Here is a 24,820-nt window from a genome sequence, read left to right as displayed (position 1 = left end):
AACGAGGGAGCGTCGAACGCTCCCTCCATTGTCTGCCAATCAATGCTGCCCGGTCAGGACCAGGGCAGCGAAAATGTCTTCACATTGGTGTAGCTCTTCATCGCCTCGATGACGCCTTCCTTGTAGCCATTGCCGCTGTCCTTGATACCGCCGAAGGGCGACATCTCGATGCGATAGCCCGGCACTTCCCAGATGTTGACCGTACCGACCTGCAGGCCCGAAATGTATTTCTGCATGCGGGGAAAAGAGTTGGTGCAGACGCCCGACGACAGGCCGAAGGCGGTCGAGTTGGACAGCGCGATCAGCGCCTCGTCATCGTCCGGCGCGCGCACGATCGGGATGATCGGCCCGAAAATTTCTTCCATCACCAGCTCGGATGTGTGCGGCACACGATCGACGACGATCGGCGGCAGCAGCGCGCCCTGACGGCCCGGATTGTAAAGGATGTCGGCACCTTGCTCGGCGGCCATGTGGACGCGGGCTTCAAACAGCGCCGCAGCCTTCTCATGCACGACGGTGCCAAGGTCGGTCGCGCGGTCCATCGGATCGCCGAAGCGGATTTTCTTCACCCGCTCCAGCACCAGCGGCACAAAGCGGTCGGCGACGCTTTCCTGGACGAGGATGCGCTTGACCGCGGTGCAGCGCTGGCCGGAGTTTTTCGTCGCTCCAGCCACCGCCAGGTCCGCCGCCCTTGCCAGATCGTCGTCCGACAAATCGTTGAGGATGATCAGCGGGTCGTTGCCGCCGAGTTCGAGCACCTGGCGCTTGTAGCCGGCGGTGCGGGCGATCATCTTGCCGACCGGCACGCCGCCGGTGAAGGTGATCAGGTCGATGTTCTCGTTGGTGATCATCTCATTGCCGATATCTGCCGGCCATCCCGTCACCACCGACAGCATTTCCGGCGGCAGCCCGGCTTCGTAGAGGATGTCGGCCAAGAGCAGCGCCGTCATCGGCGTCAGCTCGGTCGGCTTGACCACCACGCAATTGTTGGTGGCGATCGCCGGCGCCACCTTGTGCGACACCATGTTGAGCGGATGGTTGAACGGCGTGATCGCCGAGATCGCCTTCAGCGGCTCACGGGTGGTGAAGATCTTGCGCGCCTTGCCGTGCGGGGTGAGGTCGCAAGAGAAGATCTGGCCGTCATCGTGGATGCACATCTGCGCCGACAGGGTGAACACGTCATAGGCGCGGCCGACCTCATAGAGCGAGTCAGTCTTGGAGATGCCGAGCTCGAGCGTGATGAGATCGGAGATTTCTTCTCGGCGCGATGCCAGCGCTTCGGCGGCACGAAACAGGATCTGCTGGCGCTCGTAGCGCGTCAGCTTCGATTTGTAGCCGGCGGCGATCGCGAAGGCCTGGCGAGCGTGCTCGGCGCGGCCGGCAGGCACGGTGCCGATAACAGCATTGGTGTAGGGATAGTGGACCGGAACGACGTCATCGGCGTCGACCTTGCGCCCCGCAATGCGCATCGGTTCGTGGCGAACCTTGATGGAAGTATCGAGTTTGGTCATGTGCTCTGCTCCGGCAGATTCTTGGGCGCGTCGCGGCGGAGGATCGACCCCCACTCCGGCCCTTCGGGCCACCTCTCCCCCGATCGACGGGGGAGAGGAAATCAGGCTAGGTCAGTGCCCTCAACGTTTACAGCTAAGCCGCAGCTGGCCTTGGCGCCTTTCCTCTCCCCCGTCGATCGGGGGAGAGGTGCCGAGCGAAGCTCGGCGGAGTGGGGGTCGACATTCACGCTCAACATCAAGCCAGCGCCGCCGCCATCGTCGCGTAGTAGAAGGCGTCAAAGTTGCGCAGCGTCGGTTCGTTGGGCAAGTCCGGCAGCACGCGGTTGACGATGAACGGCACCTCCTGCTCGGTCAGCCCGCCATGCGAGCGCAGCGGTTCGTTGAGCGCCGCCAGATCATGGCGGTGTTCTGAGGTGCCGATCGTCTTGTTCTCGGTCGAGATCAGCACGATGTCGCCGATGCGGTCGGCCGGCAGTTCGAAGCGCTCGCAGGCAGTCGGGCTGTCGACGACCAGCATGATGCCGTCGATCTTGGCCAGCCGCGCCATGATGCCGGCCTGGTCGGCGCCATCCGGCAGATAGGCGGTGGCAAACGAACCGAGCGCGCCATGATGCACGACATAAGGGTCGGTGATCGGCAGGATGACGCGCGCCGCGTCCTTGCCCAGCCACTCGTCGAGCAGGTCCTGGACATAGACGACGTCGGGCGAACCGTCCGCCTTGTGTTTCGGCTTCATGCCATGGTCGGCGGTGACGACGATCGCCGCGCCCAGCGCATCGAGCTCGGTCAGGTACTTGTCGAACATTTCGTAGAAGGCGTTGGCCTGCGACACACCCGGCGCATATTTGTGCTGCACGTAGTCGGTGGTCGTCAGGTACATGATATCAGGCCGGAATTCCTTCAGCAGCTGGACGCCGGCGGCGAAGACGAATTCCGAGAGCTCGGCCGAATAGACCTCCGGGACCGGCAGCCCAAAGTACTTCGAGGCATTGTCGATGCCGTGCTCGGTCTTGGTGGTGGTGTCCGACTTTTCCGCCGAGAAGCACAGCGCGCGGCCCTCGTCGAAGGCGAGACCCTTGCCGAGCAGTGCCCGCAGCTTGTCCTTGGCGGTGACCACCGCAACCTTGGCGCCGGCGTCATAGAAGGCCTGGAAGACGGTCGGCGCGCGCAGGAAGCGCGGGTCGTTCATCATCACTTCCTTGCCGGTCTCGCGCTCGTAGAGATAGTTGCCGCAGATGCCGTGCACCGCTGGCGGCCTACCGGTGGCGATCGACAGATTGTTGGGGTTGGTGAAGCTTGGAATGACCGAATGTGCAAAGCGCACCGTGCCCTTGTCCTTGATCCTGACCAGCGCCGGCATCAGCCCCGCCTTGATCGCCTCGTCGAGGTAAGCCGGCTCGCAGCCATCAAGGCAGATGGCGATGGCCGGCACGCGCGGCCAGGCGTAAGTGCGGCCGTTAACGGCGACATTAATGGGAGACATCTGGTTCATCGAAAATCCCTCGAGATCGGCCGCTTCAGGCGGCGAGTTTGGCGCGCTCGGCGAGTGCCGCGGCGGGTGGAGCGGCGGTGTCGACGCCCATTTCATGCAGTGAGAAAGCCGCCGCCTCGACGACGCGGCGCATGACATGCTCGTCCATCTGGCCGATGCAACCGATGCGGAAGGAGTCCACGGCGGTCAGCTTGCCCGGATAGATGATGAAGCCCTTGTCCTTCATCAGCTCGTAGAAACGGTCGAAGGCGAAACTGGCATGGGCCGGGTTGAAGAAGGTGACGATGATCGGCGACAGCCAGCGGTCGCCGAGCAAGGTTTCGAAGCCGAGGTCGCGCATGCCGGCGACCATCACGTCGCGGTTCCTGGTGTAGCGGGCGCCACGCCCAGTGACACCGCCTTCGGCCTCATGCTGGCGCAGCGCTTCGAGGAAGGCGGCAACGACATGCGTCGGCGGCGTGTAGCGCCACTGCCCAGTCTTGTTCATGTGTGCCCACTGGGCGTGGACGTCGAGCGACAGCGAGTGGCTGCGGCCCTTGGCGGCTTCGAGCTCACTCTTGCGGGCGATGATGAAGCCGAAGCCGGGCACACCCTCGATGCATTTGTTGGCGGAGGAGACCATCGCCTCGTAGCGGATCTCGTTGACGTCGAGCGGCACCGCACCGAAGGCGCTCATGGAATCGACCAGCAGCTTGCGGCCCTTGGCCTGGACAGCCTCGGCAATCTCGGCGACCGGGTTGAGGATGCCGGAGCTGGTCTCGCAATGGATGGCGATGACATGGGTGATGGCCGGATCGGCCTCAAGCGCTGCCGCCACCTCGTCGCCGCGCGGCGGCAGGTAGTCGCCCTTGTCGATCAGCGTATAGGCGCGGCCGAGATACTGCATGGTCTGCGCGGCGCGCAGGCCATAGGCGCCATTGGCCAGCACCAGAACCTTGCCGTCCTTGGGCACGAACGAACCCAGCATCGCCTCGACGCAGAACGAGCCGCTGCCTTGCATCGGCACGCAGTCGAATTCGTCTTTCGCATCGCCCGTCAGCGCCAGCAGACGGCGGCGCAGATCGGCTGTCATGGCGCGGAAGTCGCCGTCCCACGAACCCCAGTCGCGCAGCATGGCCTGCTTGACGGAATAGGCCGTAGTGAGCGGCCCCGGAGTCAGCAGATAGGGCTCGCCCAGCGCCGGCTTGGCCAGCGGCTCCGCGGCAAATTTGGTCTCGGCGAGCATGGTGTCCTCCGATAGATCGCTTTTCGATGTGGCCTTACTCTCGGCCTGAATGACATATTTGTAAAATCGTTATTTCATATCGAAGTATCGATTTAGACGATGGATAGATTTGCCGGCTTCATCGAACAGTTCCGCCTTGTCACGCCACAGCGGAAGCCATCTCGCCTGCTGCCTTACCGGTCCTCGCCAGCCGGCTTTCGAGCAGATCGCCGCTTTGCGTCAGCAACGGATAAGCGACCGAAGCCAGCAGCGAGTTGATCTCCTTCAACGCCCTGACCGCCTCCAGATGGATGTCGCTGGTGTCGATGCTTTGCGGCATTCCCGATTGCAGGCGCTTGAGGTGACGGTCATGGCTCAGGCGTTCCAGCTTGCGCATCCGCTCCTTTTCAACGACGAGCTGCCGCGCCGAGTCGAGATCGCTCGACACCAGCACGTTGAGCGCAAGCTGCATGTTAGCCATGACACGATTGTGAAGCCCGGACAGTTCGCTCCAGCCATCGCTTGAAAAGCGCAAGTTCTTGTCGCGCAATTCCTGGGTGAGCACGAGCAGGTTCTTGGCGACGATGTCGCCGGCGCGTTCGAGATTGATGGCGAAGTCGGTGAGCTCGATGCCTCGCTGCGCTTCAGCCGCTGACATGCTGCCGCGATTGACCTCGGCAATGTAGAGCTTGATGTCGGTATGGGCGCGGTTGACCTCTTCGTCGAGCTTCTGCGCCTGGCGGGTCTGCTCTGCGGTGCCGGCGTCGAAGAAATCCATCACCGGACACAGCATCACCTCGACGACTTCACCCATGCGCAGCAATTCGCGGGTAGCGCTGGCCAGGGCGAGACCCGGTGTGCGCATGACGGTGCGGTCGAGCGCGCTGGCGCGACGCGACATCAGATCGACACCCTCGCCTGCCTTTGCCTCCGGTCTGTCGGCAATCAGCAAGTTAACGAGCTTCTCCATCAGGCTGGTGAAGGGTAGACAGCAGACGACCAGTGCGAGATTGAAGACAAGGTGCAGATTGACCAGTTGCCGTCCCTCGGTCGCGCCGAAGAGATGTACCGGAAACACCACGGCCTGAAGCGCAAACAAGGCGGCGAACGCGGCCGTGCCACGGAAGATGAGATTGCCGAGCGGGACACGGCGCGCCTCGACAGCCTCCCCGCGCGTCAGCCACACAGCAATCAGCGCACCACCGCAATTGGCGCCGAGGATGAAGAACAGCCCGACCTCGACCGGCAGGACGCCTTGTGCCGCGAGCGTGACGAACAGCAGGATCGCCGCCACGCTGGAGTGGATCAGCCACGTGAACAGCGCCGCGGCGGCGAAAGCGGTGAAGAAGTCGGCGCGCAGATAGGAAATCACCAGCGGCAGCAACGCGCTCTGCCGCATCGGCGCCGTCGCCTCACTGACCATGTGCAGTGACAACAGGACGAAGGCGATGCCCATTAGGATGCGTCCGCCCTGCTTGATGCCGCGTGCCTCGAATTTCAGGAACATCGCGCCGCCGACCAGGATCAGCGCCGGCACCAGCCAGCTGAGGTCGAATGACAGCACCTGAACGACCAGCGCCGAACCGAGATCGGCGCCAAGCAGGATCGCCAGCCCACCGGATACTGAAATCAAGCCGCTGGCGGCAAACCCGGCCGCCAGCATGGCGACCGCGGTGGAACTCTGCAGCAGCACTGCAAGCACGGTGCCGGCGCCGGCTGACCTCAGCCGTGCGCCCCGCGCCTGTCTCAGCGCATCGCGCAAGGCGGGGCCGCAGGCCCGCTCGACCCCGGTGCGAACCATGCGCACGGCCCACAGCAGCAGCATGACGGCACCTGCGAGATGCAGCAGGATGATGGAAAATTGCATGGCCGCGCCTCCAACGGCCGGCAGGGACGTCGACCTACAGTAAGGCTGATGGCCGGTCAGACATAAGTCAAATCGTTCATTTCTATCTTTTAGTTAGCGCACCTTATGATAGGCTGCCGTGTGATTTCAGGCGTTCGGAGGCATTAGAGATGCGCTACGTTCAGCTGCGGGCTTTTCACCAAGTGGCAATTTCGGGCGGTTTTTCACGCGCCGCCGAGGCGCTGTTCCTGACCCAGCCTGCCATCTCCGACCAGGTGCGCAAGCTCGAGGAAGAGTACGATGTGCTGCTGTTCAATCGCAACAAGAAGCAGGTGACGCTGACCCAATCGGGCCAGAAGCTGCTCGAGATTACCCATCGCATGTTCGACACCGAGCAGCAGGCGCTCGAACTGCTGACAGAGTCGCGCGCGCTGCGCTCCGGCACACTGCGCATCGTCGCCGATGCCGCGCACCATCTGCTGCACATCCTCGGCAGCTTCCGAGCCCGCTATCCCGGCGTCCAGGTTTCGGTGCGCGCCGGCAACACCGAAACGGTGATCAGCAGCCTCTACAGCTACGACGCCGACATCGGCGTCCTGGGCGAGGTGCCGACCGGGCGCGATTTCGAGGTGCTGAAACTGAACTCGACGCCGATCATCGCCTTCACCTCCATCGATCATCCGCTGGCCGGCAGGAAATCGCTGACCCTCAAGCAGCTTGCGCAGGAATCGTTGGTCATGCGCGAGCGCGGATCGAAGACGCGCCAGAAGCTTGAAGACCTCGCAGCCGCGTCGAAGATCGAACTCAGGCCGGTCATCGAGGCCGAAGGCCGCGAAGCCGTCCGCGAGATCGTCGCTTCAGGCGCCGGCATCGGCTTTGTCTCGGCGGCCGAATTCGGCCAGGATTCGCGACTGGTGCCGATCACCATAGACGCGCCGGAAACCTTGATGGACGAAGCGCTGATCTGCCTGCGTGAACGTAGCGGCGGCAAACTGGTGCGCGCCTTCCTCGACATGGCAAGATCGATGTCGGTGGATTAGGCAGCCGCCGCCCTCACCTCAACCACATCCGCCTTCACCCGCTCCGACTTCGGATCGTATGGGCTGCGCAGATGCGCGGTCGCGGCATGGCGAACGCCGGCGAGGTCGATCTCGAAACGCCCGCCGTTGAGGAACGCCGCGTCGACGCCGGCCTCGTTTTCGATCAGCCCCAGCGCCACCGAACGGCCGAGCGTGTGGCCGTAGGCCGCCGAGCGCACTTCGCCCACCGGCTTGCCGTCACGCAGGATCAGCTCGCCGCCCCACAGCATCGGCTCGGCATCGTCGAGCGTGAACAGTACGACGCGCTTGGCCGGTGCCGCCGATGGCTTTGCCGCGAGCAGCGCGTCGCGACCGAGGAAGCCGCCCGGCTTGTCGATGCTGACGGCGAAGCCAAGCCCGGCCTGCCAGGGGTTGATGTCTGGCGTCAATTCCCTGCCCCAGGCGCGAAAACCCTTTTCGATGCGAAGCGCGTCGAGCGCGTAGTAACCGGCGTCGAGCAGTCCGAATTCGCGGCCGGCCTCATGCAGCGCCTCGTAGACACCGACGGCGAATTCGGTCGGCACGATCAATTCCCAGCCGAGTTCGCCGACATACGTCATGCGGTTGGCATAGGCGGTGGCGTAGCCGATATCGATCTCGCGGATGGTGGCGAACGGAAAGCCGGCGTTGGAGAGGTCAGCCGAGGACAGCTTGCTGAGCAGGTCGCGCGAGCGCGGCCCCATCAACGCCAGCACCGCGTAGGACGAGGTCACGTCGGTCAGGATGGCATGGGCATCGGCCGGGATGTTCTTGATGATCCAGTCGGCATCGTGGACCGCTTGCGCGGAGCCGGTGACGATGAGGAATTTTTCGACACCGAGCCGCATCACGGTGAGATCGCTTTCGTAACCGCCGCGATCGTTGAGCACGCCTGTGTAGACCGACGTGCCGACCGGCACATCGACATTGCCGGCGCAGATCCGGTTGAGCCCCGCACAGGCATCGCGGCCCTGGACGAGAAGCTTGGCAAACGAGGTCTGGTCGAAGATGGCGACGGCGTCGCGCGTTGCTTTCATTTCCCGCCTCACCGCCTCGTGCCAGTTCTGGCGGCCGAAGGCATAGTCGTTCTCGGCTTTCTCTCCAGAAGTAGCGAACCAGTTGGCGCGCTCCCAGCCCATTTTGGAGCCGAAGCAGGCGCCCTTGGCGGCCAGCCGGTCGTAGAGAGGCGAGCGGCGGAACGGCCTTGCAGTGTCCAGTTCGCGGTTCGGCCACGGCATGGCGTAGTGCAGGCCGAGCGTCTCTTTCACGCGGTCGTGCAGCCAGCGCGGATTGTTGTTGAAGGAGGCGAAACGCCTGATGTCGACCGGCCACAGATCCATGGTCGGCGCGCTGTTGACGATCCATTCGGCCAGCGCCCTGCCGGCACCGCCGGCGCTGGCGATGCCCATCGAATTGAAGCCTGCGCCGACATAGAAATTCTTCAGCTCCGGCGCCTCGCCGAGGAGAAAATTGTTGTCCGGCGTGAAGCTTTCGGGGCCGTTGTAGAATTTCTTGACCTCGGCCTCCGCCAGTTGCGGCACGCGCACAAGCGCGTTTTCCATCAGGATCTCGAACTGGTCCCAGTCGTCGGGCAGCAGCGCAAATTCGAAATTTTCCGGGATGCCCTTCATACCCCACGGCTTGGCATGCGGCTCGAAGCCACCCATGACCAGACCGCCGACCTCTTCCTTGAAGTAGATGAAGCCGTCGGGGTCGCGCATCACCGGCAAATCCGGATGCACGCCCTCGATCCTGCCGGTGACGATGTACATGTGCTCGGCCGAGTGCAGCGGCACCGAGACGCCGCACATCAGCCCGACCTTGCGCGCCCATTGGCCGGCGCAGTTGACGATGATTTCGGCGACGATGTCGCCGCGATCCGTCTCGACGCCGCAGGCGACGCCATTCTTCACCGCGATGCCGGTGACCTTGACCCGCTCGAAAATTTTGGCGCCGCCATTGCGCGCGCCCTTGGCCAGGGATTGCGTGAGATCGGTCGGGTTGGCCTTGCCATCGCCCGGCAACCAGACGGCGCCGACCAGATCGTCGGTCGCCATCACCGGCCACAGATCGCCGGCTTCCTTCGCTGAGATGACATCGATCTCGACGCCTTGCGCCCGCGCCGAGGCGGCGGTGCGCTTCAGCACCGTCATGCGGTCGGCGGTACGCGCCACCGACAGCGAGCCGCAATTCTTCCAGCCGGTGGCAAGGCCGGTTTCGGCCTCCAGCTCACCATAGAGCTGCGTGGAATATTTGATCAGGCTGGTCATGTTGGCATGGCTGCGCAACTGCCCGACAAGGCCAGCGGCGTGCCAGGTGGTGCCGCCGCTGAGCTGGCCCTGCTCAAGCAGGACGACATCGGTCCAGCCGAGCTTGGTCAGATGATAGGCGACCGAACAGCCGATGATGCCGCCGCCGACAATGACGACGCGCGCTTGGGTGGGGAATTCGTTTGCCATGGAGGATCCTGCCGTTTTGACACAGCCGGGATCATAGCGGGTGATTTCCAAATATCAACACAAAATGCAACAAAATATCACATCATGGCGCAACCATGAGGCTCGGTCCTTTGAGCGCCAGCGCCTCGGCGATGTCGGCCTGCGGCCTGGCATCAACGATCACCCCGGCGGCGCGCTGAAAATTCGGGATCCGGAGCGGCGTCAGCTTGGCGAACTTGCTGCTGTCGAGGACGAAATAGGTTTTGGCCGCAAGCGCGATCATGCGTCCGCGCTGTTCGGCGCCGGCGCGGGTGAAATCGGTGACCTCGCCGTCAGGCGAAAGCGCGCCGCCACCGAGGAAGGCGATGTCGACACGAAAGCGCGCCATGGCTTCAAGCATATCGATACCGGAAGCCGCTTCCTCGCCCGGGTCGATTTCGCCGCCCAGCATATGCACGCGCATGCCGGGCACATGGCACAAATGCAGGGCAATCGGCAGGCTGGCGGTGCAGATCGTCAGATCGCGCAATTCAGTTATGGCCTGCGCTACGGCCAGCGTGGTGGTGCCGGAATCGAGGAAAACCACCATTCCGTTCTTGACCAGACCTGCGGCCAATTTGCCGATCGCCGCCTTGCCTGCGGCATTCTCCTGGCTGCGCAGGCTCATGGCCGGTTCGCTCGGCTCGAAGCGGGCGGCGCCGCCATGCACAATGTCGAGTTGCCCCTTGTCTGACAGCAACTTCAGGTCGCGGCGGATGGTTTCGCGCGAAACATCGAAGAACCCCGCGAGTTCGGCGATGCTGACGGACCCTTGAGCGCCCACGCGCTTCAGAATCTCATCGTGGCGCCGCGTTGCAAGCGCGCGCACCGGCTGGCTGCTGTCAGAAGACACCGAATCCTCATGTGACCTTCGATGTTGCAATATGTGGCAGTGAACGTCAGCCAAGGCAACCATCGCCGCCGGCTCCATTCTCTGCATGCCCGCCTCCAATCTCAACGACGCAGGCTGGCGTCGCGGGCACGCTCGCGGATCTCTTCGCGAGAAAGGCCCGCATCCTCCAATATGCTGTCCGGAAGCCGCCTCAAGCTCGCAAGCGTCTGGCGATAGGCAAGCCAGCGGGCGAAACGGTGTCGAAGTTCATGCAACATGATCATCTCCTTGGCGAGCGGAATACCCGCGCTCTTGGGTTGGTCGAAAACGCAAAGCAACTGCGCAAAGCGTATGCACGATCGAACGGATTGTGCTGACTTCCTGGCCAGTCGAGGCGCCTGTCATTATCCCGCCAGGGTAGGATTATCCAACGCCTCCAATGCCTGCATACTTGCGCGTGATGCCCGCTTCGCGCTACAGCCACCGTCGCAAGGAGTTTTTCAATTCTGCAAAATGGATATTGGCTGGGATGATCTGAGGTTGTTTCTCGACGTTGCGCGGCTGGGTGGCCTGAGCGCGGCGACGGCAACAACGCGCCTCAGCGCAGCCACACTCGGACGACGCGTCACCGCGCTCGAAAAGCAGATCGGCGAGGCGCTGTTCGTGCGTCAGCAGACCGGCTACCGGCTAACCCCGGTCGGTGAAGAACTGCTGCGGCGCGCCGAAGACGTCGAGGCAGCAATGCAGTCGCTGACCCGCTGGCGTGAGGGAAACCTGCCCGACCGCATTGTCCGCGTCTCGGCCGGGCCATGGACCTCGGCCTTCGTTTCCGCCCATATCGGCGAAATCTGGACGGTCGATGACGGCATCAGGGTGGAACTCGTCACCACCACCGACCGGGTCGACATCGGTCGCCGCGCCGCCGATATCGGCATCCGCAGCGAGCGCCCGACCGAGCAGTGGCTGGCCGGCCGTCAGAGCGGCAAGGTCGCCCACGCCATTTATTCCGGGCGCCATTTGATCAACGGCATCGCCGCCGGGTTGTTCGTCGGCGTCACCGGCGAAGGAGCAAACATTGCCTCGGCGCGCTGGCTGCAAGCCCATCACGGCGACCGCATCGCCGTGCGCGGCAACAACACCCATTCGGTGCGCGAACTTGTGGCCGCCGGTGCCGGCCTTTCCGTCTTTCCGTGCTTCGTCGGTGACAGCGATCCGCGGCTGGTTCGCGTCGCTCAGCCTATCCCCGAACTCGAAACCGACCAGTGGATTGTCACCCATCATGAGGAACGCCACTCCCCGCCGGTACGAAAAGTCGCCGACCGGATTACCGCCCTGATGCGGGCCCATCAGCCGTTGTTTCGCGGCAAGATGCCGATCCGCTAAGCCTCAGGCGTCGATCAGCCGCCAGCCGAGCCGCATGCTGGCGCTCAGGCTTTGGTGGCTGGCACGGATCGGCTTTCACAGTGGGCGAATATGCGGTCACCGCATGGGTGCTCAGTAAACCGGGCGACCCAGATCAGACATGGCGCGGCGTGCTGCTGCTCGATAGGCGCGCCGAAAGCCTGCTTGCACGCGGCTGGCGTCAGATTCTCAAGGTCCTGGTGCGTGCGGCGGGTGCGTGAAGCTTGACGGGTGCGATCCCGAAGGATTGCTGGATTTTCGCTGGCCAGAATCTGTGCCAATTCCAAAAGATTGGACTGGAGACTCGTTCAAAAGGTCGGCTTGGATAGGCGTATATGGTACATGTCCCACATCTTGTCTTGCCGCAAAGTTCGCCCTCTGATTCCCTGTGCCAAGGCTATAGAACGTGATTCTTGCACCTGGCGTGTTCAAGCGTCGCGTTCCGGGATGAACCTTTTGTCGATCAAGGAGACAAGACGATGAGCACCGCGGCAAGGCCCGTCATCTCGGAAATGCGGCCGAAGATAACCGTTTTCGGCGTCGGCGGCGGTGGCGGCAATGCAATCAACAACATGATTGCCGAAAATCTGCAGGGGGCGGAATTCATCGTCGCCAACACCGATGCCCAGGCACTGACCATGTCTAAAGCATCGCGGCTGATCCAGTTGGGAGCCAACGTCACGGAAGGCCTTGGCGCCGGATCGCTGCCCGCGGTCGGCCGTGCGGCAGCCGAGGAATCGATCGACGAGATCAGGGACCACCTTGCGGGAACGCATATGTGTTTCGTGACCGCCGGCATGGGAGGCGGAACCGGGACCGGTGCCGCGCCCGTCATAGCGAACGCTGCGCGCACAGCCGGAATTCTGACGGTGGCTGTCGTCACCAAGCCATTCACCTTCGAAGGAAAACGCCGCATGCAAGCCGCCGAAGAGGGCATCGAGCAGCTTCGCGAATGCGCCGATACCGTGATCGTCATTCCGAACCAGAACCTGTTCAGGATCGCTGACGCCAGGACGACTTTCGCGGACGCCTTCGCCATGGCTGATCGCGTCCTTTATTCCGGCGTCGGCTGCATCACCGATCTCATCGTCAAGGAGGGGCTGATCAATCTCGACTTCGCAGATGTGAAGTCGGTGATGCGCGATATGGGCCGCGCGATGATGGGTACCGGGGAAGCCACGGGTGAGGACCGCGCCAAGAAGGCCGCCGAAGCGGCAATCGCAAACCCGCTTCTCGACGAAGCGTCGATGATGGGCGCCAAGGGCGTCCTGGTCTCGATCTCGGGCGGCATGGACATGACGCTGTTCGAAGTCGATGAGGCCGCCACCCGCATCCGCGAGGAGGTCGACGCCGACGCCGACATCATCGTCGGCGCCATATTCGACCGGGCACTTGCAGGAAAATTCAGGGTCTCAGTCGTCGCGACAGGATTGCAGCAGGGACTTGAGATGCCACAGTAAGCAAGGATCCGGTTCCTGGGCCAACGGAGCTACCGAGGCGGAGGCCGCTGCGACGAGGCCTATCAGGGGCGAAGGCTCCTGCGATTTCGGATCGTAAACACAGGGCGCCGCCAGGATTGCCAGTCCAAGGATGTAGATCATCAGGAATTTCATGAGGCCCTCAGGGGACGAGGACATGCCTCGTGATGCAATGATTGAAAGGTCGAGATCGCATCCACCGACATCGGGCCAGTGGATGCGATCGGCGCCATCCGCAATAGACGATCAGCGCAGCGACCGGAACGCGAGACGAAGATCCTTGGTCAGGGCTTCGGGCTGCTCCCAGGCGGCGAAGTGTCCACCCTTTTCCGGTCGGTTGTAGTAAAGCAGCTTCGGAAAGGCTTTCTCGACCCAGCTCTTGGGAGCCTGATAGAGTTCATCCGGGAATGCACTGACCGCAACCGGGATGGTGATGCCCTTCGGCGCGAAGAAGGCAAGCTTGTTTTCCCAGTAAAGACGGGCCGACGACACGGCGGTATTCGTCAGCCAGTAGAGCGTAATGTTGTCCAGCACATCATCGCGCGTCAGCCCTTCGGCCTTGCCATCGAAAACCCGTGCGATCAGCTCGTAGCTGCGAGCGTCGTGGTCTAGCATCCAGGCGGCAAGACCGACTGGCGAATCCTCGATCCCGTACAGAGTCTGCGGACGAGCCGACATCTCCTGGGCATAAGCGAGGCCGTGCCTGTAGAAGAAGTCGAGCTGGCCGTAGGCACGCTGCTCGTCGGCCGACAGGCCCGCAGGGGCAGGTTTGCGCGCTTGCAGCGCCTTCTCGATCTCGGCGGGGACAGCGCCGGGCATGTTGGTATGGATGCCGGCCAGTTCCGGCGGTGCCTGAACGGCCATCTGCTCGGTCACCGCGTCACCCCAATCGCCGCCCTGAGCGACAAATCTGCTGTAGCCGAGCCGCCTCATGAGGACGGTCCAGGCACGCGCGATGCGCGCGGGGTCCCAGCCAAGTTCCGTCGGCTTTCCAGAAAAGCCGTAGCCGGGCAGCGAGGGGATCACGACATCGAAGGCATCCGCCTCGGTGCCGCCATGCGCGGTCGGATTGGTCAGCGGATCGATGAGCTTCAGCTGCTCGATGACGGAGCCCGGCCAACCGTGGGTGATGATGATCGGCATGGCGTTCTTACGCTTCGAGCGGACATGGATGAAATGAATGTCCACGCCGTCGATGGTCGTCACATATTGCGGCAGGGAATTCAGCTTGGTTTCGAACCGGCGCCAATCATAGTCGGTCGCCCAATACTGGGCGAGCTTCTGCATGGTCGCCAGTTGCACCCCCTGAGTGATGTCGTTCACCAGTTCCCGGCTCGGCCACTTCGTAGCGGAAACGCGGTTTCTAAGGTCGGCCAGCTCGCGATCGGAAGCATGGAACTGGAACGGGCGAATGGACGTGTCGGCCGGACCTGCCGCCTCGCTCGTCGCAGCACCATCCGCTTGCGCGACAACGGCGTTCGGGGTCGACGGGTTGGTGTATGCAGAGATCGGCAGACCAGCCGCCACGAGCAACGTGGAGGAGGCAATCAAACGTTTTGTACGGGTCATATCTAATCGTCCTTTTTCAAATGAAGCCGCTCTCGAACTCACTCGAAGTCGCGGCGTGGCGACCGCCACAAGATCAGCCGGAGCAAAGGTCAGGATCGGATTCTGGATGGACGTATCCGGCAGGGCCATCAGCTTCGCCGCGTCCTTCGCCATCTTTTCTGCTTCAGGCCGATCGACCGTGAGGCCGACATGGCGCTCGTCATCGAAAGCGATCGTATAGCCATTGGCAAAGGTAAATGGCGTGGCATCCGCGCCGCACTCTTCGCAGCGGATGGCGGTCGGGCCGATGCCTTCGATACGCGTCGCGGGCCATTCTGTTCCGCAGCCAGGGCAAACAGCGGCACAGAAGGGATCGCCGTTGAAACGGCCGGCCATTATTTTGTCATGGCCAGATGCCGTCACCGCCGACGTTACCACCAGGGAGCGGATACGGATGGCGATAGCGTCGCCGATCTCGGCGCCTTCGACGGCCACCGGCTTGGTGACTTCGTGTCCGCCTCGGATCGCGGGCGTAATCATCGGCCCCCAACATCCGGGCGCCGTATTAGCGATGATGATGCCGCCATCGGCGACCGGCCCGAGCATGGCGACCGCCGGGTCAAGCAGACCGTTCGTCAGTTCATTGACGAAAACGGTTCGCTGCGCCGACCTTGAGTGAGTGGATGATTTTACAAGCACGCTCGTTCCTCCTGACCGAAATCGCTGCCGAAGCTTGTTGCGCCCCGGCTTTGTCCAGGCCGCGATTTGGTCTTTGGGGAGTATCGCCAATGTGTCCGGAAACGGCGTTTTTGTAACGCAGTGTAGCAAGCTGGCATGGTGCCGCTCAGCACGCGGATGCAGCTGCAGTGGTGCCTGTGCAACTTCGCCAGATCTCGCCACGACTGGGAGTTGGACGGGTGTGCGGAAAAGCGGTGGTGTTCTCCTGCTACCGTCCTCGGCGGCTCGTGCGTGATGAGGGTACGCAGATGCTCACTTGAGCAGCCCGGCACATCAGGACTCGCCTGCAATCCCCTTGTTCAATCCGGCGGCCGAACCTGCGGCATAGCGGCGGCAAGCGACCGCTCGAAAGCATCGATCAGCGTATCGACCTGGGTTTCGGTAATGATGAGCGGCGGGCAGAAGGCAATCGCATCGTTCATGTTGCGCGAGATGACCCCGTTCTGTTGCAGGAATCCGTTGACCAGTCCGCCAAGCGCCCCGGGCTTCCCCCACGGCGCCTTGCTGGTCTGGTCAGCGACCAATTCGACGGCGGCGATCAGACCCACACCACGCACCTCTCCGACGAGCGGATGCGAAGCGAGCTTGCGCAACCGTGCCTGCATGTGCGCACCGACCGTACGCGCGTTGCCGACAAGGTCGCGCTCCTCGATCAACTTGAGATTCTCCAGCGCCACGGCTGCGGCGACGGGATGGCCGCCGCCCGTGAAGCCATGCCCGAACGTACCGATGCGGTCGCTCTCGTCCGCAATTGGTTCGAACATCTTCTCATTGATGAGCAGCGCCGAAATCGGCAGGTAAGACGACGAGATCTGCTTGGACAGCACCATAATGTCGGGTTTGATACCGAAGGTCTGCGAGCCGAACATCTCGCCTGTCCGGCCAAAGCCGCAGATGACCTCGTCGGCCACGAGCAGGATGTCGTATTTCGACAGCACCGCCTGGACCTTCGCCCAATAGCCTGCCGGTGGAACGATGACCCCGCCCGCACCCATGATCGGCTCGCCGAAAAAGGCGGCGACGGTCTCGGGTCCCTCGGCGAGGATCAGCGTCTCCAGATCATCGGCAAGACGGATCGAGAATTGTTCTTCGCTTTCACCCGGCTCCGCATCACGCCAGTAATGCGGCGCCGAAGTGTGGAGCACGTTGGCGATCGGCAAGTCGAATGAAAGATGGTTGTTGGGTAGTCCGGTCAGGCTAGCCGAGGCAATCGTCACGCCGTGATAGCCGCGTTTGCGGCTGATGATCTTCTTGCGAGCTGGCTGGCCGAGCGCATTCGACCGGTACCAGATCATCTTCATCGCCGTGTCATTGGCCTCGGAGCCCGAATTGGTGAAATACGCCTTGCTCATCGGAACCGGCGCCATTTGAACCAGCTTCTCGGCCAGGTCGACAAGCGGCGAATGCGATTTCGAACCGAAGTCGTGATAATAGGGCAGCTTCGACATCTGCCGCGTGGCGGCGTCGACCAGCCGCTTTTCCGAGAAGCCGACGGCTACGCTCCACAAGCCCGCCATCGCTTCGATGTAGCGATTGCCGGCCGCGTCCTCGACATAGATGCCATCGCCCTTTTCGATGATGAGCGGACCCGACTCCTGATGTTTGCGTGCGTTGGTATAGCCATGCAGGTGGTAGCGGATGTCACGTGCCTCAGGGGAGTTGGGTCTGGCGTCCACGACGGCTCCTGTCTACAGGGGTTCACGGGGAACTATCTCCTGCCCCTTACCTTTCACATGATCACAAACCAAGACGGCCCGTACAAGGCAGCGTTTTGATATTTGGCTGCGGGACCTCAACCAACGATGCTTGCGCTTGGTGGAAATGCCTTGTTCCGAAGCTTGCCGCACCAGATGCCGGCAATGTCAGCCATTGCGAACGCCAGGCCCGACGCCGGGCGCTTGAAAGGCGAAGCAACCCTGTTCATTGGCTTTTTCGTGGGCCAAAATTAGAAAGTTTCCCGTATCGTTCCGTATTGTCTTGCGATTGATCCCGACATCAGATTTCGACACGCTTGCGCGAAACACGATCGGCTTGTGGCGGCGTCATTTCCCTATTCAAGCCAATACCATCGGCCTACCCCGCCGCCAAAGCCGTTACTTCACGGCGGAACGGCAGCGCATCACCGATATCGTCTTCGTCCAGTTCGCGCGCGAAGCGGTGCCCGGCATAGGTCGCCCAGGCAATCGGACCTGGCGCCTCGGCATCGCCTATGACCTTGATCGAGCGAATGCCATTGTCGGCCCATTCGTCGCGCCGCGCTTTCAGGTCGCGCCAGACCAGGTCGTCCTGTTGGCGCGACGTCACCAGCACCACGGCGTCGGCGGCAATGTCGCGTTCGGCACCGGTGTAGGCGCAGGCGGTGGCAACGCCTCCCGGCACGACGCGCGTCACGGTCCGGTTCAGCACGATCTCGACGCCGAGCCCGGCCAGCCGGCGGTGGATGGCGCCCTGCTCCAGCGTGTTGCGGGTCCAGTCGGACACATAGGCGGACGGCGTCACCAGCGTCACCTTGGCGCCCTGGCGCGCCATCAGCTCGGCCAGAACGCCACCCATATAGTAGTGGTCGTCGTCGAACAGCACGACAGTGCCGGTCGGTACATTTCCGCCCATCAGGTCGTCCGGGGTATAGAGCGGCATGGCCGGGTCCACCGGCATCGGCACGACATGCGCACGCGCCACGCCGTCACGGCGCCATGTCGAGCCGGTGGCAATGGCGATGTTCTGAAACCCGAAAGCCAGGATATCCTCGGCCGACAATCGGCTTTCGAAATAGACGTCGACATTGGACATCTGGCTAATCTGATACTGGCGATAGTCGCGAACTCGGCCCCATGCGGAGAGACCGGGCAAGAGGCACTCACGCGCCACGCGACCGCCAAGTTCGGTGCCGGCTTCGGCGAGGGCCACCTGATAGCCGCGCAGGCCGAGCGCGCGGGCAGCCTCCAGTCCGGCGGGACCGGCGCCGACGATCAGCACGCTGTCACTGTCGCCCTTGGCCTGCATGCTTTCAGGATGCCAGCCCTTGCGCCACTCCTCCATGAAGGTCGGGTTCTGCGTGCAGCGCGAGATCGACATGGTCATGTCGCCGGTGATGCAGATGTTGCAGCCGATGCACTCGCGAATGTCCTCGATCCGCCCCTCTTCAACCTTCTTCGGCAGGAAGGGATCGGCGATCGACGGCCGCGCGCAGCCGATGAAATCAAGCGTACCGGACTTGATCATCTTCACCATCACATCCGGCGAGGTAAAGCGACCGACACCGACCACCGGCTTCGACGTCAGCGTCTTGATGCCGGACACCAGGCTCTCCTGCGCGCCCTCCTCCTTGAACCGCGACGGCCCGGAGCAGTCCTCCCAAGCGCCATGCGCCAGATCCCAGAGATCGGGCAGGTCCGCATGCATCTCGATCATGTCGCGCACTTCCGAATTGGCAAAGCCAAGTTCGCCGATCATCTCGTCCAGCGACAGCCGCAGCGTCAGGCCGCAGGTGTCGCCGATAGCGTCCCGCCCTTCTTCGATCAGCTCCCGCATCAGCCGCGAGCGGTTTTCCAGCGAGCCGCCATATTCGTCGCTGCGCTGATTGGTGGCTGTGGACAGGAAGTGCTGGATGATGCCGAAGCCGTGCGCGCCATAGAGGCAGACCAGATCGAAGCCCGCCAGCCTGGCACGTTTGAAGGCATTGCGGTGCCAGCGGCGCAAGTCGCGAATATCCTGCTTGTCCATGGCGCGCGCCTGAACCGGATCGTTGGTGAAAGTGCGGATCGGCAAGGCCGAGGGTCCGCGTGGCACTTCCTTGGTGTAGAGGTTCGGTCCGTTGATACCGGAGTAGGCCAGTTGGATGCCGGCCAGCGCGCCATGCTGGTGCATGGCCTTGGCCATCATCGCCAGTGCCGGGATATCGGCATCGTCCCACAGCCGGAGCTCGATGAAGGGCGTGATCTCCGATGTATGGTGCATCTCGGTCTGCTCGGTGAAGATGACACCCCAGCCGCCTTCCGACTTGATGCGCCGCATCTCGGCCGCGGCCGAAGGGTCGCGATAGCCGCCGCCATTGCAATGCGGAACCTGATAGAAGCGGTTCTTGGCGGTCACCGGACCGATCTTCACGGGCTCGAACAGAATGTCGTAGCGTGGATCACGCATGGTGCTTCCTTCCTGCCAGCGTCGCATCGCGGCATGCGCGGTGATGGTTTCAAACTTTGACGCAAGCCGGTCTGCCCGGCGGGCAGATGCCGTGAACCTACTCATAAGTTACGGCGCGTGCCGGAAAACTACAGATTTCTTCTGTGCCGATTAGGACGCGCCTAATCAGCCCCACCGCCTGGATTAGCATCCGGTGAATCCCGGTTGAGCCAAATGCGACTTCAACACCGCGCCCACGCGATGCTAGATAGCGCGCACGGCCAATGAGACCTACAACACATGGACAGCATCCGAATCCTTGAAAAGCTGATCGCATTCCCGACGGTGAGCCGCGTTTCGAACCTCGACCTCATCGGCTACGTGACGGAGTTGCTGGCGGCACAGGGCATTGCATGCCAGATCATCCGCAGCGCGGACGGCCATAAGGCGAACCTTTTCGCCACCATCGGGCCGGCCGACGCTCCCGGCGTGATGCTGTCCGGCCATACCGATGTCGTCCCCATCGACGGCCAGGACTGGACGCTACCGCCTTTCGAGATGAGCGCGCGCGACGGCAAGCTTTACGGCCGCGGCGCGGCCGACATGAAGGGTTTCGTCGCCTGCGCGCTCGCCGCCTGTCTAAAGGCCGAGAAAATGGGTCTGCAGACGCCCTTGCATCTGGCGCTTTCCTACGACGAAGAGGTCGGCTGCATCGGCGTACACAGCCTGATCGACATGCTGCGGTCCGCGCCACACCGGCCATTGCTGTGCATCGTCGGCGAGCCGACCAACATGCAGGTGGCGACTGGCCACAAAGGCAAGCTCGCCGCACGCGCCATCTGCAGGGGACGCGAAGGCCATTCGGCGCTGGCGCCGCTGGCGCTCAATGCCATTCATCTGGGCTGCGACTTCGTCTCCGCATTGCGCGGCGAACAGGATCGGCTGGCGCGCGACGGCGCGCGCGACGGCGACTACGACATTCCCTACACGACCGTCCACGTCGGCAAGATCAATGCCGGCGTGGCGCTTAACATCGTACCGAACCTCTGCCAACTCGACTTCGAGATCCGCAATGTCGCGGCCGACAATGCCGCCGATATCCTTGAGGGCCTGCGCGCGGAGGCGCAGCGTATTGCCGCTGCCGCTTCAACGATCGCGCCGGAGGCGGCCATCGACATCGACATCACCAACACCTATCCGGGGCTGGAGACGCCGACGAATTCGCAGGCTGTGGCCTTCGTGAAGTCGCTAACCGGCGCCAACGACACCATCAAGGTTGCCTTCGGCACCGAAGGCGGATTGTTCACCCGCGACCTCGGCACGCCGACCATCGTGTGCGGGCCGGGATCGATGGCGCAAGGCCACAGACCGGACGAATTCGTCAGCGTCGAACAGATGCGCCGCTGCGACGACATGCTGGACAATCTGCTGCGGCGGCTTGCCGATCACCAGCTTCAGGTTGCCTGACAAAGTTCGTGGCTATTCCACGACCCGCCCGCTACCGAACACGCCCTGTTCGACGACGAAACGGCGGCAATGATCGATGAATGCCTGCACTGTCTGGGTGCGGTGCTCGGCGTTGGGCAACGCGACCCCCATGGTCAGAGGCCGCAAATCTCCCTCCAGGGGCACGAAGACCAGCGGCTTGCCGTCGGGCGCCAGCGTGTTGAGCGGCCGCATGTTGGCGATGCCGTAGCCGAAGCCGTTCGCGACCATCGACCGCATTACCGCGATGTCGCCGGTGCGCTCGGCAATGTTCGGCCGGATTCCTCGCGAATGAAAGGCCGAAAGGAAATATTCGCGGCTATAGGGCAGGTCGAGCAGCACCATCGGCTCGTCGGCCAGTTCTTCCGTCGTGATGGAAGCCTTGCCGGCGAAACGGTGCCCTTGCGGCAGCATGACATAGGCCGGCACCAGCATCAGCGGTTCGAACGTCGTGTCCTGCGACAGTTCGAGATCGTAGGTGAGTGCTGCATCGATTTCGCCTCGCTGCAACATTTCGAGCAACTGCCCCTGGTTGCGTTCGAATTGTCGGAACCGCACCTCGGGATAGGCGCGCTCGAACTTCATGCGCAGGGTCGGCATGACGATCTGCGCGAAGGTCAGCAGGCATCCGACCGCCAGCGGCCCGCGCACCTTCTCGGCGATGTCGCCGGCGATATCGTGCAGGGCATCGGCGTCGACCAGCAGCCTGGCGGCCTCCTTCAGGAAAACGCGACCGCCAGCCGTGAGCGACAGGCCATGCGAATGCTTGCGGACAAAAAGCTGGACGCCGAATTCGGCCTCGAGCTGCGCGATCGACGCCGAGATCGACGGCGGCGAAACATTGACCTGCTCGGCCGCCTTGGTAATGGATCCGGCTTCGCCGACGGCGACGAAATATTCCAGTTGTCTCAGGGTGAAGCGTAACGGCATGGGCTTCTATGTCGCCGGTTTGGGCGCCGCGATCAAGCGCCCGCGCGGCTTCAGTATTTGATCCATGTCGTTTTCAGCGCGGTGTACTTGTCCAGTGCATGCAGCGACAGGTCGCGGCCAAAGCCCGATTGCTTGACACCGCCGAACGGCGTCATCGGGCTCAGCGCATCGACCGTGTTGACGGAAACCGTGCCGGCGCGCAGCCGGCCGGCGACGCGGTGCGCGCGCGAAAGGCTGTCGGTCCACAGCGATGCGGCCAGCCCGTACGGGCTATCATTGGCAATACGGATAGCTTCCTCTTCATCATCGAAGGCAATGACCGAAAGCACCGGTCCGAATATCTCATCCCTAGCAATTGGGTCGTCATGGGCAACATTGTCGAAGATGGTGGGCTGTATGAAGCTGCCGCGGCCGTTGACCGTGACCCGATCGCCGCCGGCGACTAGGCGCGCGGTCTTCTTGCCGGCCTCGACGAAGCGCATGACGTTGGCGGCGTGGCGGACATCGACCATGGCGCCCATTTTCGAGGTCGGGTCGAGCGGATCGCCAGGCTGGGTGGCGGCCGCGCGCTCAGCCAGTCTCTCCACGAAGGCATCCTTGATGCCGCGCTGCACGAGCAGGCGGGAATTGGCCGAACAGACCTCGCCCTGATTGAAGAAGATGCCGAAGGCCGCCATGTCGGCCGCCGCATCGAGATCGCCGCAATCGGCGAAGACAAGGTTCGGGCTCTTGCCGCCGGTTTCGAGCCAGACCTGCTTCATGTTCGACTGACCCGAATACTGCAAGAACATCTTGCCGACCGAGGTCGATCCGGTGAAGGCAAGGCAATCGACATCGATGTGGCGGCCGAGCGCCTGGCCGGCCGTCTCGCCAAGGCCAGGCACGACATTGAGCACACCGGCGGGCAGGCCCGCCTCCATGGCGAGTTCCGCCAGCCTGAGCGCCGAGAAAGGCGACTGCTCGGCCGGCTTCAGCACCACCGAATTGCCCGCCGCCAGCGCGGGCGCGCATTTCCAGGTCGCCATGTCGAGCGGGAAATTCCACGGCACCACGGCGCCGACCACGCCGAGCGGCTCGCGTCGCACCAATACCAGATCGCTGCCGCCGGTCGGCGCCACCTCGCCATAGATCTTGTCGATGGCCTCGCCATACCACTGGAAGATCGCCGCCGAGCCGGGGACATCGACAGTCGCCGCATCGGTGACCAGCTTGCCCATGTCGAGCGACTCGAGCAGCGCAAGCTCCTGCAGGTTTTCGCGCAGCAGCCGCGCCAGCCGCAGCAGCACCTCCTTGCGGTGCGCCGGGCTCGTGCGTGACCAGACACCGGCCTCGAAACTGCGGCGCGCGGCGGCAACGGCGAGATCGATATCTTCCTCGCCGCACGACGCCACCTCGGCCAGCGTTTCGCCGGTGGCAGGATTGATGCTGGCGAAGGTTCTGCCTGACCGCGCGGCAACCGTCTTGCCGTCGATGAACGCCTTGTCGCGAAAACGGATCGCGGATGCCTTGCCGATCCAATCCTTGTGACTGAGTTCGCTCATGCGGATGCCTCCCCCTGTGTGCCGGCTACTCGCGTGCCGGCTACTCGTCGCCCGGCACGCCGTAGCTCGGCGCGTCGGACGGATTGATCGCGCGAGTGACATAGGCATCGAGTTGCGGCTTGTAGCGATCCCACAAAGCCGCCAGTTCCTCGATCGGGCAGCTGTCGCTCCAGTCGCAGCGCAGGTCCGCGACGGGCCATGCGACCTCGCGCACCAGCTTCATTCCAGCCGAGTGGACCGGACCCGCCTCGCCACCCGCCTTCAGCGCGGCGCGCATGGTCGCGATTAGGCGGTCGCCGAGATGCCCTTCCGAGGCGAGGAAGGCTTCGACCATGGCTTGCGGCACGCCGTCATGGGCCAGCATGTTGCCGCCGCAGGCGACATTGTCCGCACGCGCTTCCGCCCAGATGCCGAGCGCCTTAGGTCCGGAATGGATCGCGGTGGTCCCGGCGGCATCGACAGCCAGCACCTGCCGATATTCGGGATAAGCGCCGGTGCGCTTCAGGATCGCGACCGCCTCGGCGGCCGAGGCACCGCGCGCCAACAGTTCGAGCCCCTTGGTGCCGAGCGTCGGATCGGTGACGTTCTGGCTCGCGACCGCCCCCACGCCCGCCTGCGCATAGGCGCAGCGCGCCGCTACCGCCGGAGAGGAAGACGACACCGCGACGCCGAACATGCCGGTGCGGCTGCACCGCGCGACAATGGAGAAGGTCATGGCATCAGTCCGGGATTACGGCGGTGCCGTCGATCTCGACCAGCCAGTCCGGCCGCGCCAGGGCCTGCACGACGAGACCGGTCGAAACAGGATGCACGCCTTTGATGTACTCGCCCATGGTGCGATAGATCGCCTCGCGATGGCGCACGTCGGTGATGTAGACGACCACCTTGACCAGGTGCTCCATGGTGCCGCCGCACTCTTCGATGAGCTGCCTGATGTTCTGCATCACCTTGTGCGTCTGCTCGGCCGGATCGTGGCTGTCGATATTCTTGGCGGTGTCGAGATCCTGCGGACACTGGCCACGCAGATAGACCGTCCGGCCACCCCGCGTGACGACCGCCTGACACAGATCATTGTCGAGCTTCTGCTCAGGATAGGTGTCCTTCGTGTTGAACTTACGGATTCTTGTGTGCGCCATCCTGGTCTCCATCAGATCGGG

Annotated in this window: 19 protein-coding genes; 5 read left to right on the top strand and 14 right to left on the bottom strand. The window is 63.1% G+C overall.

Annotation, left to right across the window (positions count from 1 at the left end; genetic code table 11):
• Positions 1-53: 53 nt before the first annotated feature.
• The 4 genes from phnY to AC1D1B_RS19250 form a co-directional block, all read right to left on the bottom strand.
• The gene (gene phnY / locus AC1D1B_RS19265) at positions 54-1,511 is read right to left on the bottom strand and encodes a phosphonoacetaldehyde dehydrogenase (protein WP_477334045.1); all 1,458 of its coding nucleotides are present in this window, start codon (positions 1,509-1,511) and stop codon (positions 54-56) included.
• Positions 1,512-1,746: 235 nt separating this feature from the next.
• Entirely contained in the window at positions 1,747-3,003 is a 1,257-nt protein-coding gene (gene phnA / locus AC1D1B_RS19260) for a phosphonoacetate hydrolase (RefSeq protein ID WP_477334044.1), read from the bottom strand.
• A 25-nt stretch (positions 3,004-3,028) separates the two neighbouring features.
• A complete protein-coding gene (locus AC1D1B_RS19255) occupies positions 3,029-4,228 on the bottom strand; it encodes a 2-aminoethylphosphonate--pyruvate transaminase (protein ID WP_477334043.1) in 1,200 nt (399 codons plus the stop codon).
• A gap of 139 nt (positions 4,229-4,367) precedes the next feature.
• Positions 4,368-6,074 carry a Na/Pi cotransporter family protein gene (locus tag AC1D1B_RS19250; protein WP_477334042.1) on the bottom strand — a complete coding sequence of 569 codons (1,707 nt, stop codon included), beginning with the start codon at positions 6,072-6,074 and terminating at the stop codon, positions 4,368-4,370.
• Positions 6,075-6,223: 149 nt separating this feature from the next.
• Here AC1D1B_RS19250 and AC1D1B_RS19245 point away from each other — a divergent pair, with 149 nt between their 5' ends.
• Positions 6,224-7,093: a LysR substrate-binding domain-containing protein gene (locus AC1D1B_RS19245; protein ID WP_477334041.1), complete on the top strand. Its 870-nt coding sequence runs from the start codon at positions 6,224-6,226 to the stop codon at positions 7,091-7,093.
• Here AC1D1B_RS19245 and AC1D1B_RS19240 read toward each other — a convergent pair.
• The 3 genes from AC1D1B_RS19240 to AC1D1B_RS19230 all read right to left on the bottom strand — a co-directional run bounded on the left by AC1D1B_RS19240 (position 7,090) and on the right by AC1D1B_RS19230 (position 10,698).
• Positions 7,090-9,570: a GcvT family protein gene (locus AC1D1B_RS19240; protein WP_477334040.1), complete on the bottom strand. Its 2,481-nt coding sequence runs from the start codon at positions 9,568-9,570 to the stop codon at positions 7,090-7,092. The two genes, AC1D1B_RS19245 and AC1D1B_RS19240, sit on opposite strands and share 4 nt — an antisense overlap.
• A gap of 82 nt (positions 9,571-9,652) precedes the next feature.
• Positions 9,653-10,441 (bottom strand): DeoR/GlpR family DNA-binding transcription regulator, encoded by a 789-nt coding sequence (locus tag AC1D1B_RS19235; protein WP_477334039.1) that lies wholly within the window; start codon positions 10,439-10,441, stop codon positions 9,653-9,655.
• Between the two features lie 101 nt (positions 10,442-10,542).
• Entirely contained in the window at positions 10,543-10,698 is a 156-nt protein-coding gene (locus tag AC1D1B_RS19230) for a YjiS-like domain-containing protein (RefSeq protein ID WP_477334038.1), read from the bottom strand.
• Between AC1D1B_RS19230 and AC1D1B_RS19225 the strand changes: the two genes are divergently transcribed.
• The 3 genes from AC1D1B_RS19225 (at position 10,697) to ftsZ (ending at position 13,281) form a co-directional block, all read left to right on the top strand.
• Entirely contained in the window at positions 10,697-11,803 is a 1,107-nt protein-coding gene (locus AC1D1B_RS19225; protein WP_477334037.1) for a LysR family transcriptional regulator, read from the top strand. The two genes, AC1D1B_RS19230 and AC1D1B_RS19225, sit on opposite strands and share 2 nt — an antisense overlap.
• A gap of 80 nt (positions 11,804-11,883) precedes the next feature.
• On the top strand, positions 11,884-12,042 hold the full coding sequence (locus AC1D1B_RS19220) for a hypothetical protein (RefSeq protein WP_477334036.1): 159 nt from the start codon (positions 11,884-11,886) through the stop codon (positions 12,040-12,042).
• 258 nt (positions 12,043-12,300) lie between these two features.
• Positions 12,301-13,281: a cell division protein FtsZ gene (ftsZ, locus tag AC1D1B_RS19215; RefSeq protein WP_477334035.1), complete on the top strand. Its 981-nt coding sequence runs from the start codon at positions 12,301-12,303 to the stop codon at positions 13,279-13,281.
• A gap of 264 nt (positions 13,282-13,545) precedes the next feature.
• On the opposite strand, the gene AC1D1B_RS19210 is transcribed toward ftsZ, so the two are convergent.
• The 3 genes from AC1D1B_RS19210 to AC1D1B_RS19200 form a co-directional block, all read right to left on the bottom strand.
• Positions 13,546-15,387, bottom strand: a complete 1,842-nt coding sequence (locus AC1D1B_RS19210) for an epoxide hydrolase family protein (RefSeq protein WP_477334825.1) — start codon at positions 15,385-15,387, stop codon at positions 13,546-13,548.
• Positions 15,388-15,884: 497 nt separating this feature from the next.
• A complete protein-coding gene (locus AC1D1B_RS19205) occupies positions 15,885-17,261 on the bottom strand; it encodes an aspartate aminotransferase family protein (protein ID WP_477334034.1) in 1,377 nt (458 codons plus the stop codon).
• Between the two features lie 397 nt (positions 17,262-17,658).
• On the bottom strand, positions 17,659-19,728 hold the full coding sequence (locus AC1D1B_RS19200) for an oxidoreductase (RefSeq protein WP_477334033.1): 2,070 nt from the start codon (positions 19,726-19,728) through the stop codon (positions 17,659-17,661).
• A gap of 279 nt (positions 19,729-20,007) precedes the next feature.
• Between AC1D1B_RS19200 and argE the strand changes: the two genes are divergently transcribed.
• Entirely contained in the window at positions 20,008-21,174 is a 1,167-nt protein-coding gene (argE, locus tag AC1D1B_RS19195) for an acetylornithine deacetylase (protein WP_477334032.1), read from the top strand.
• Between the two features lie 12 nt (positions 21,175-21,186).
• Here argE and AC1D1B_RS19190 read toward each other — a convergent pair whose 3' ends face one another.
• Genes AC1D1B_RS19190 through AC1D1B_RS19175 form a run of 4 tightly spaced genes read right to left on the bottom strand, consistent with a single transcriptional unit; the run spans position 21,187 to position 24,799 of the window.
• The gene (locus AC1D1B_RS19190) at positions 21,187-22,122 is read right to left on the bottom strand and encodes a LysR family transcriptional regulator (RefSeq protein WP_352917025.1); all 936 of its coding nucleotides are present in this window, start codon (positions 22,120-22,122) and stop codon (positions 21,187-21,189) included.
• Positions 22,123-22,172: 50 nt separating this feature from the next.
• Positions 22,173-23,663 carry an aldehyde dehydrogenase gene (locus AC1D1B_RS19185; RefSeq protein WP_477334031.1) on the bottom strand — a complete coding sequence of 497 codons (1,491 nt, stop codon included), beginning with the start codon at positions 23,661-23,663 and terminating at the stop codon, positions 22,173-22,175.
• A gap of 40 nt (positions 23,664-23,703) precedes the next feature.
• Entirely contained in the window at positions 23,704-24,378 is a 675-nt protein-coding gene (locus AC1D1B_RS19180; protein ID WP_477334030.1) for a DUF1028 domain-containing protein, read from the bottom strand.
• A gap of 4 nt (positions 24,379-24,382) precedes the next feature.
• Positions 24,383-24,799, bottom strand: a complete 417-nt coding sequence (locus tag AC1D1B_RS19175) for a RidA family protein (protein ID WP_006335307.1) — start codon at positions 24,797-24,799, stop codon at positions 24,383-24,385.
• Positions 24,800-24,820: the final 21 nt, after the last annotated feature.

It is taken from the genome of Mesorhizobium sp. P2_C5_2 (assembly GCF_056404535.1).
This window is presented reverse-complemented; position numbering and strand designations above follow the sequence as displayed.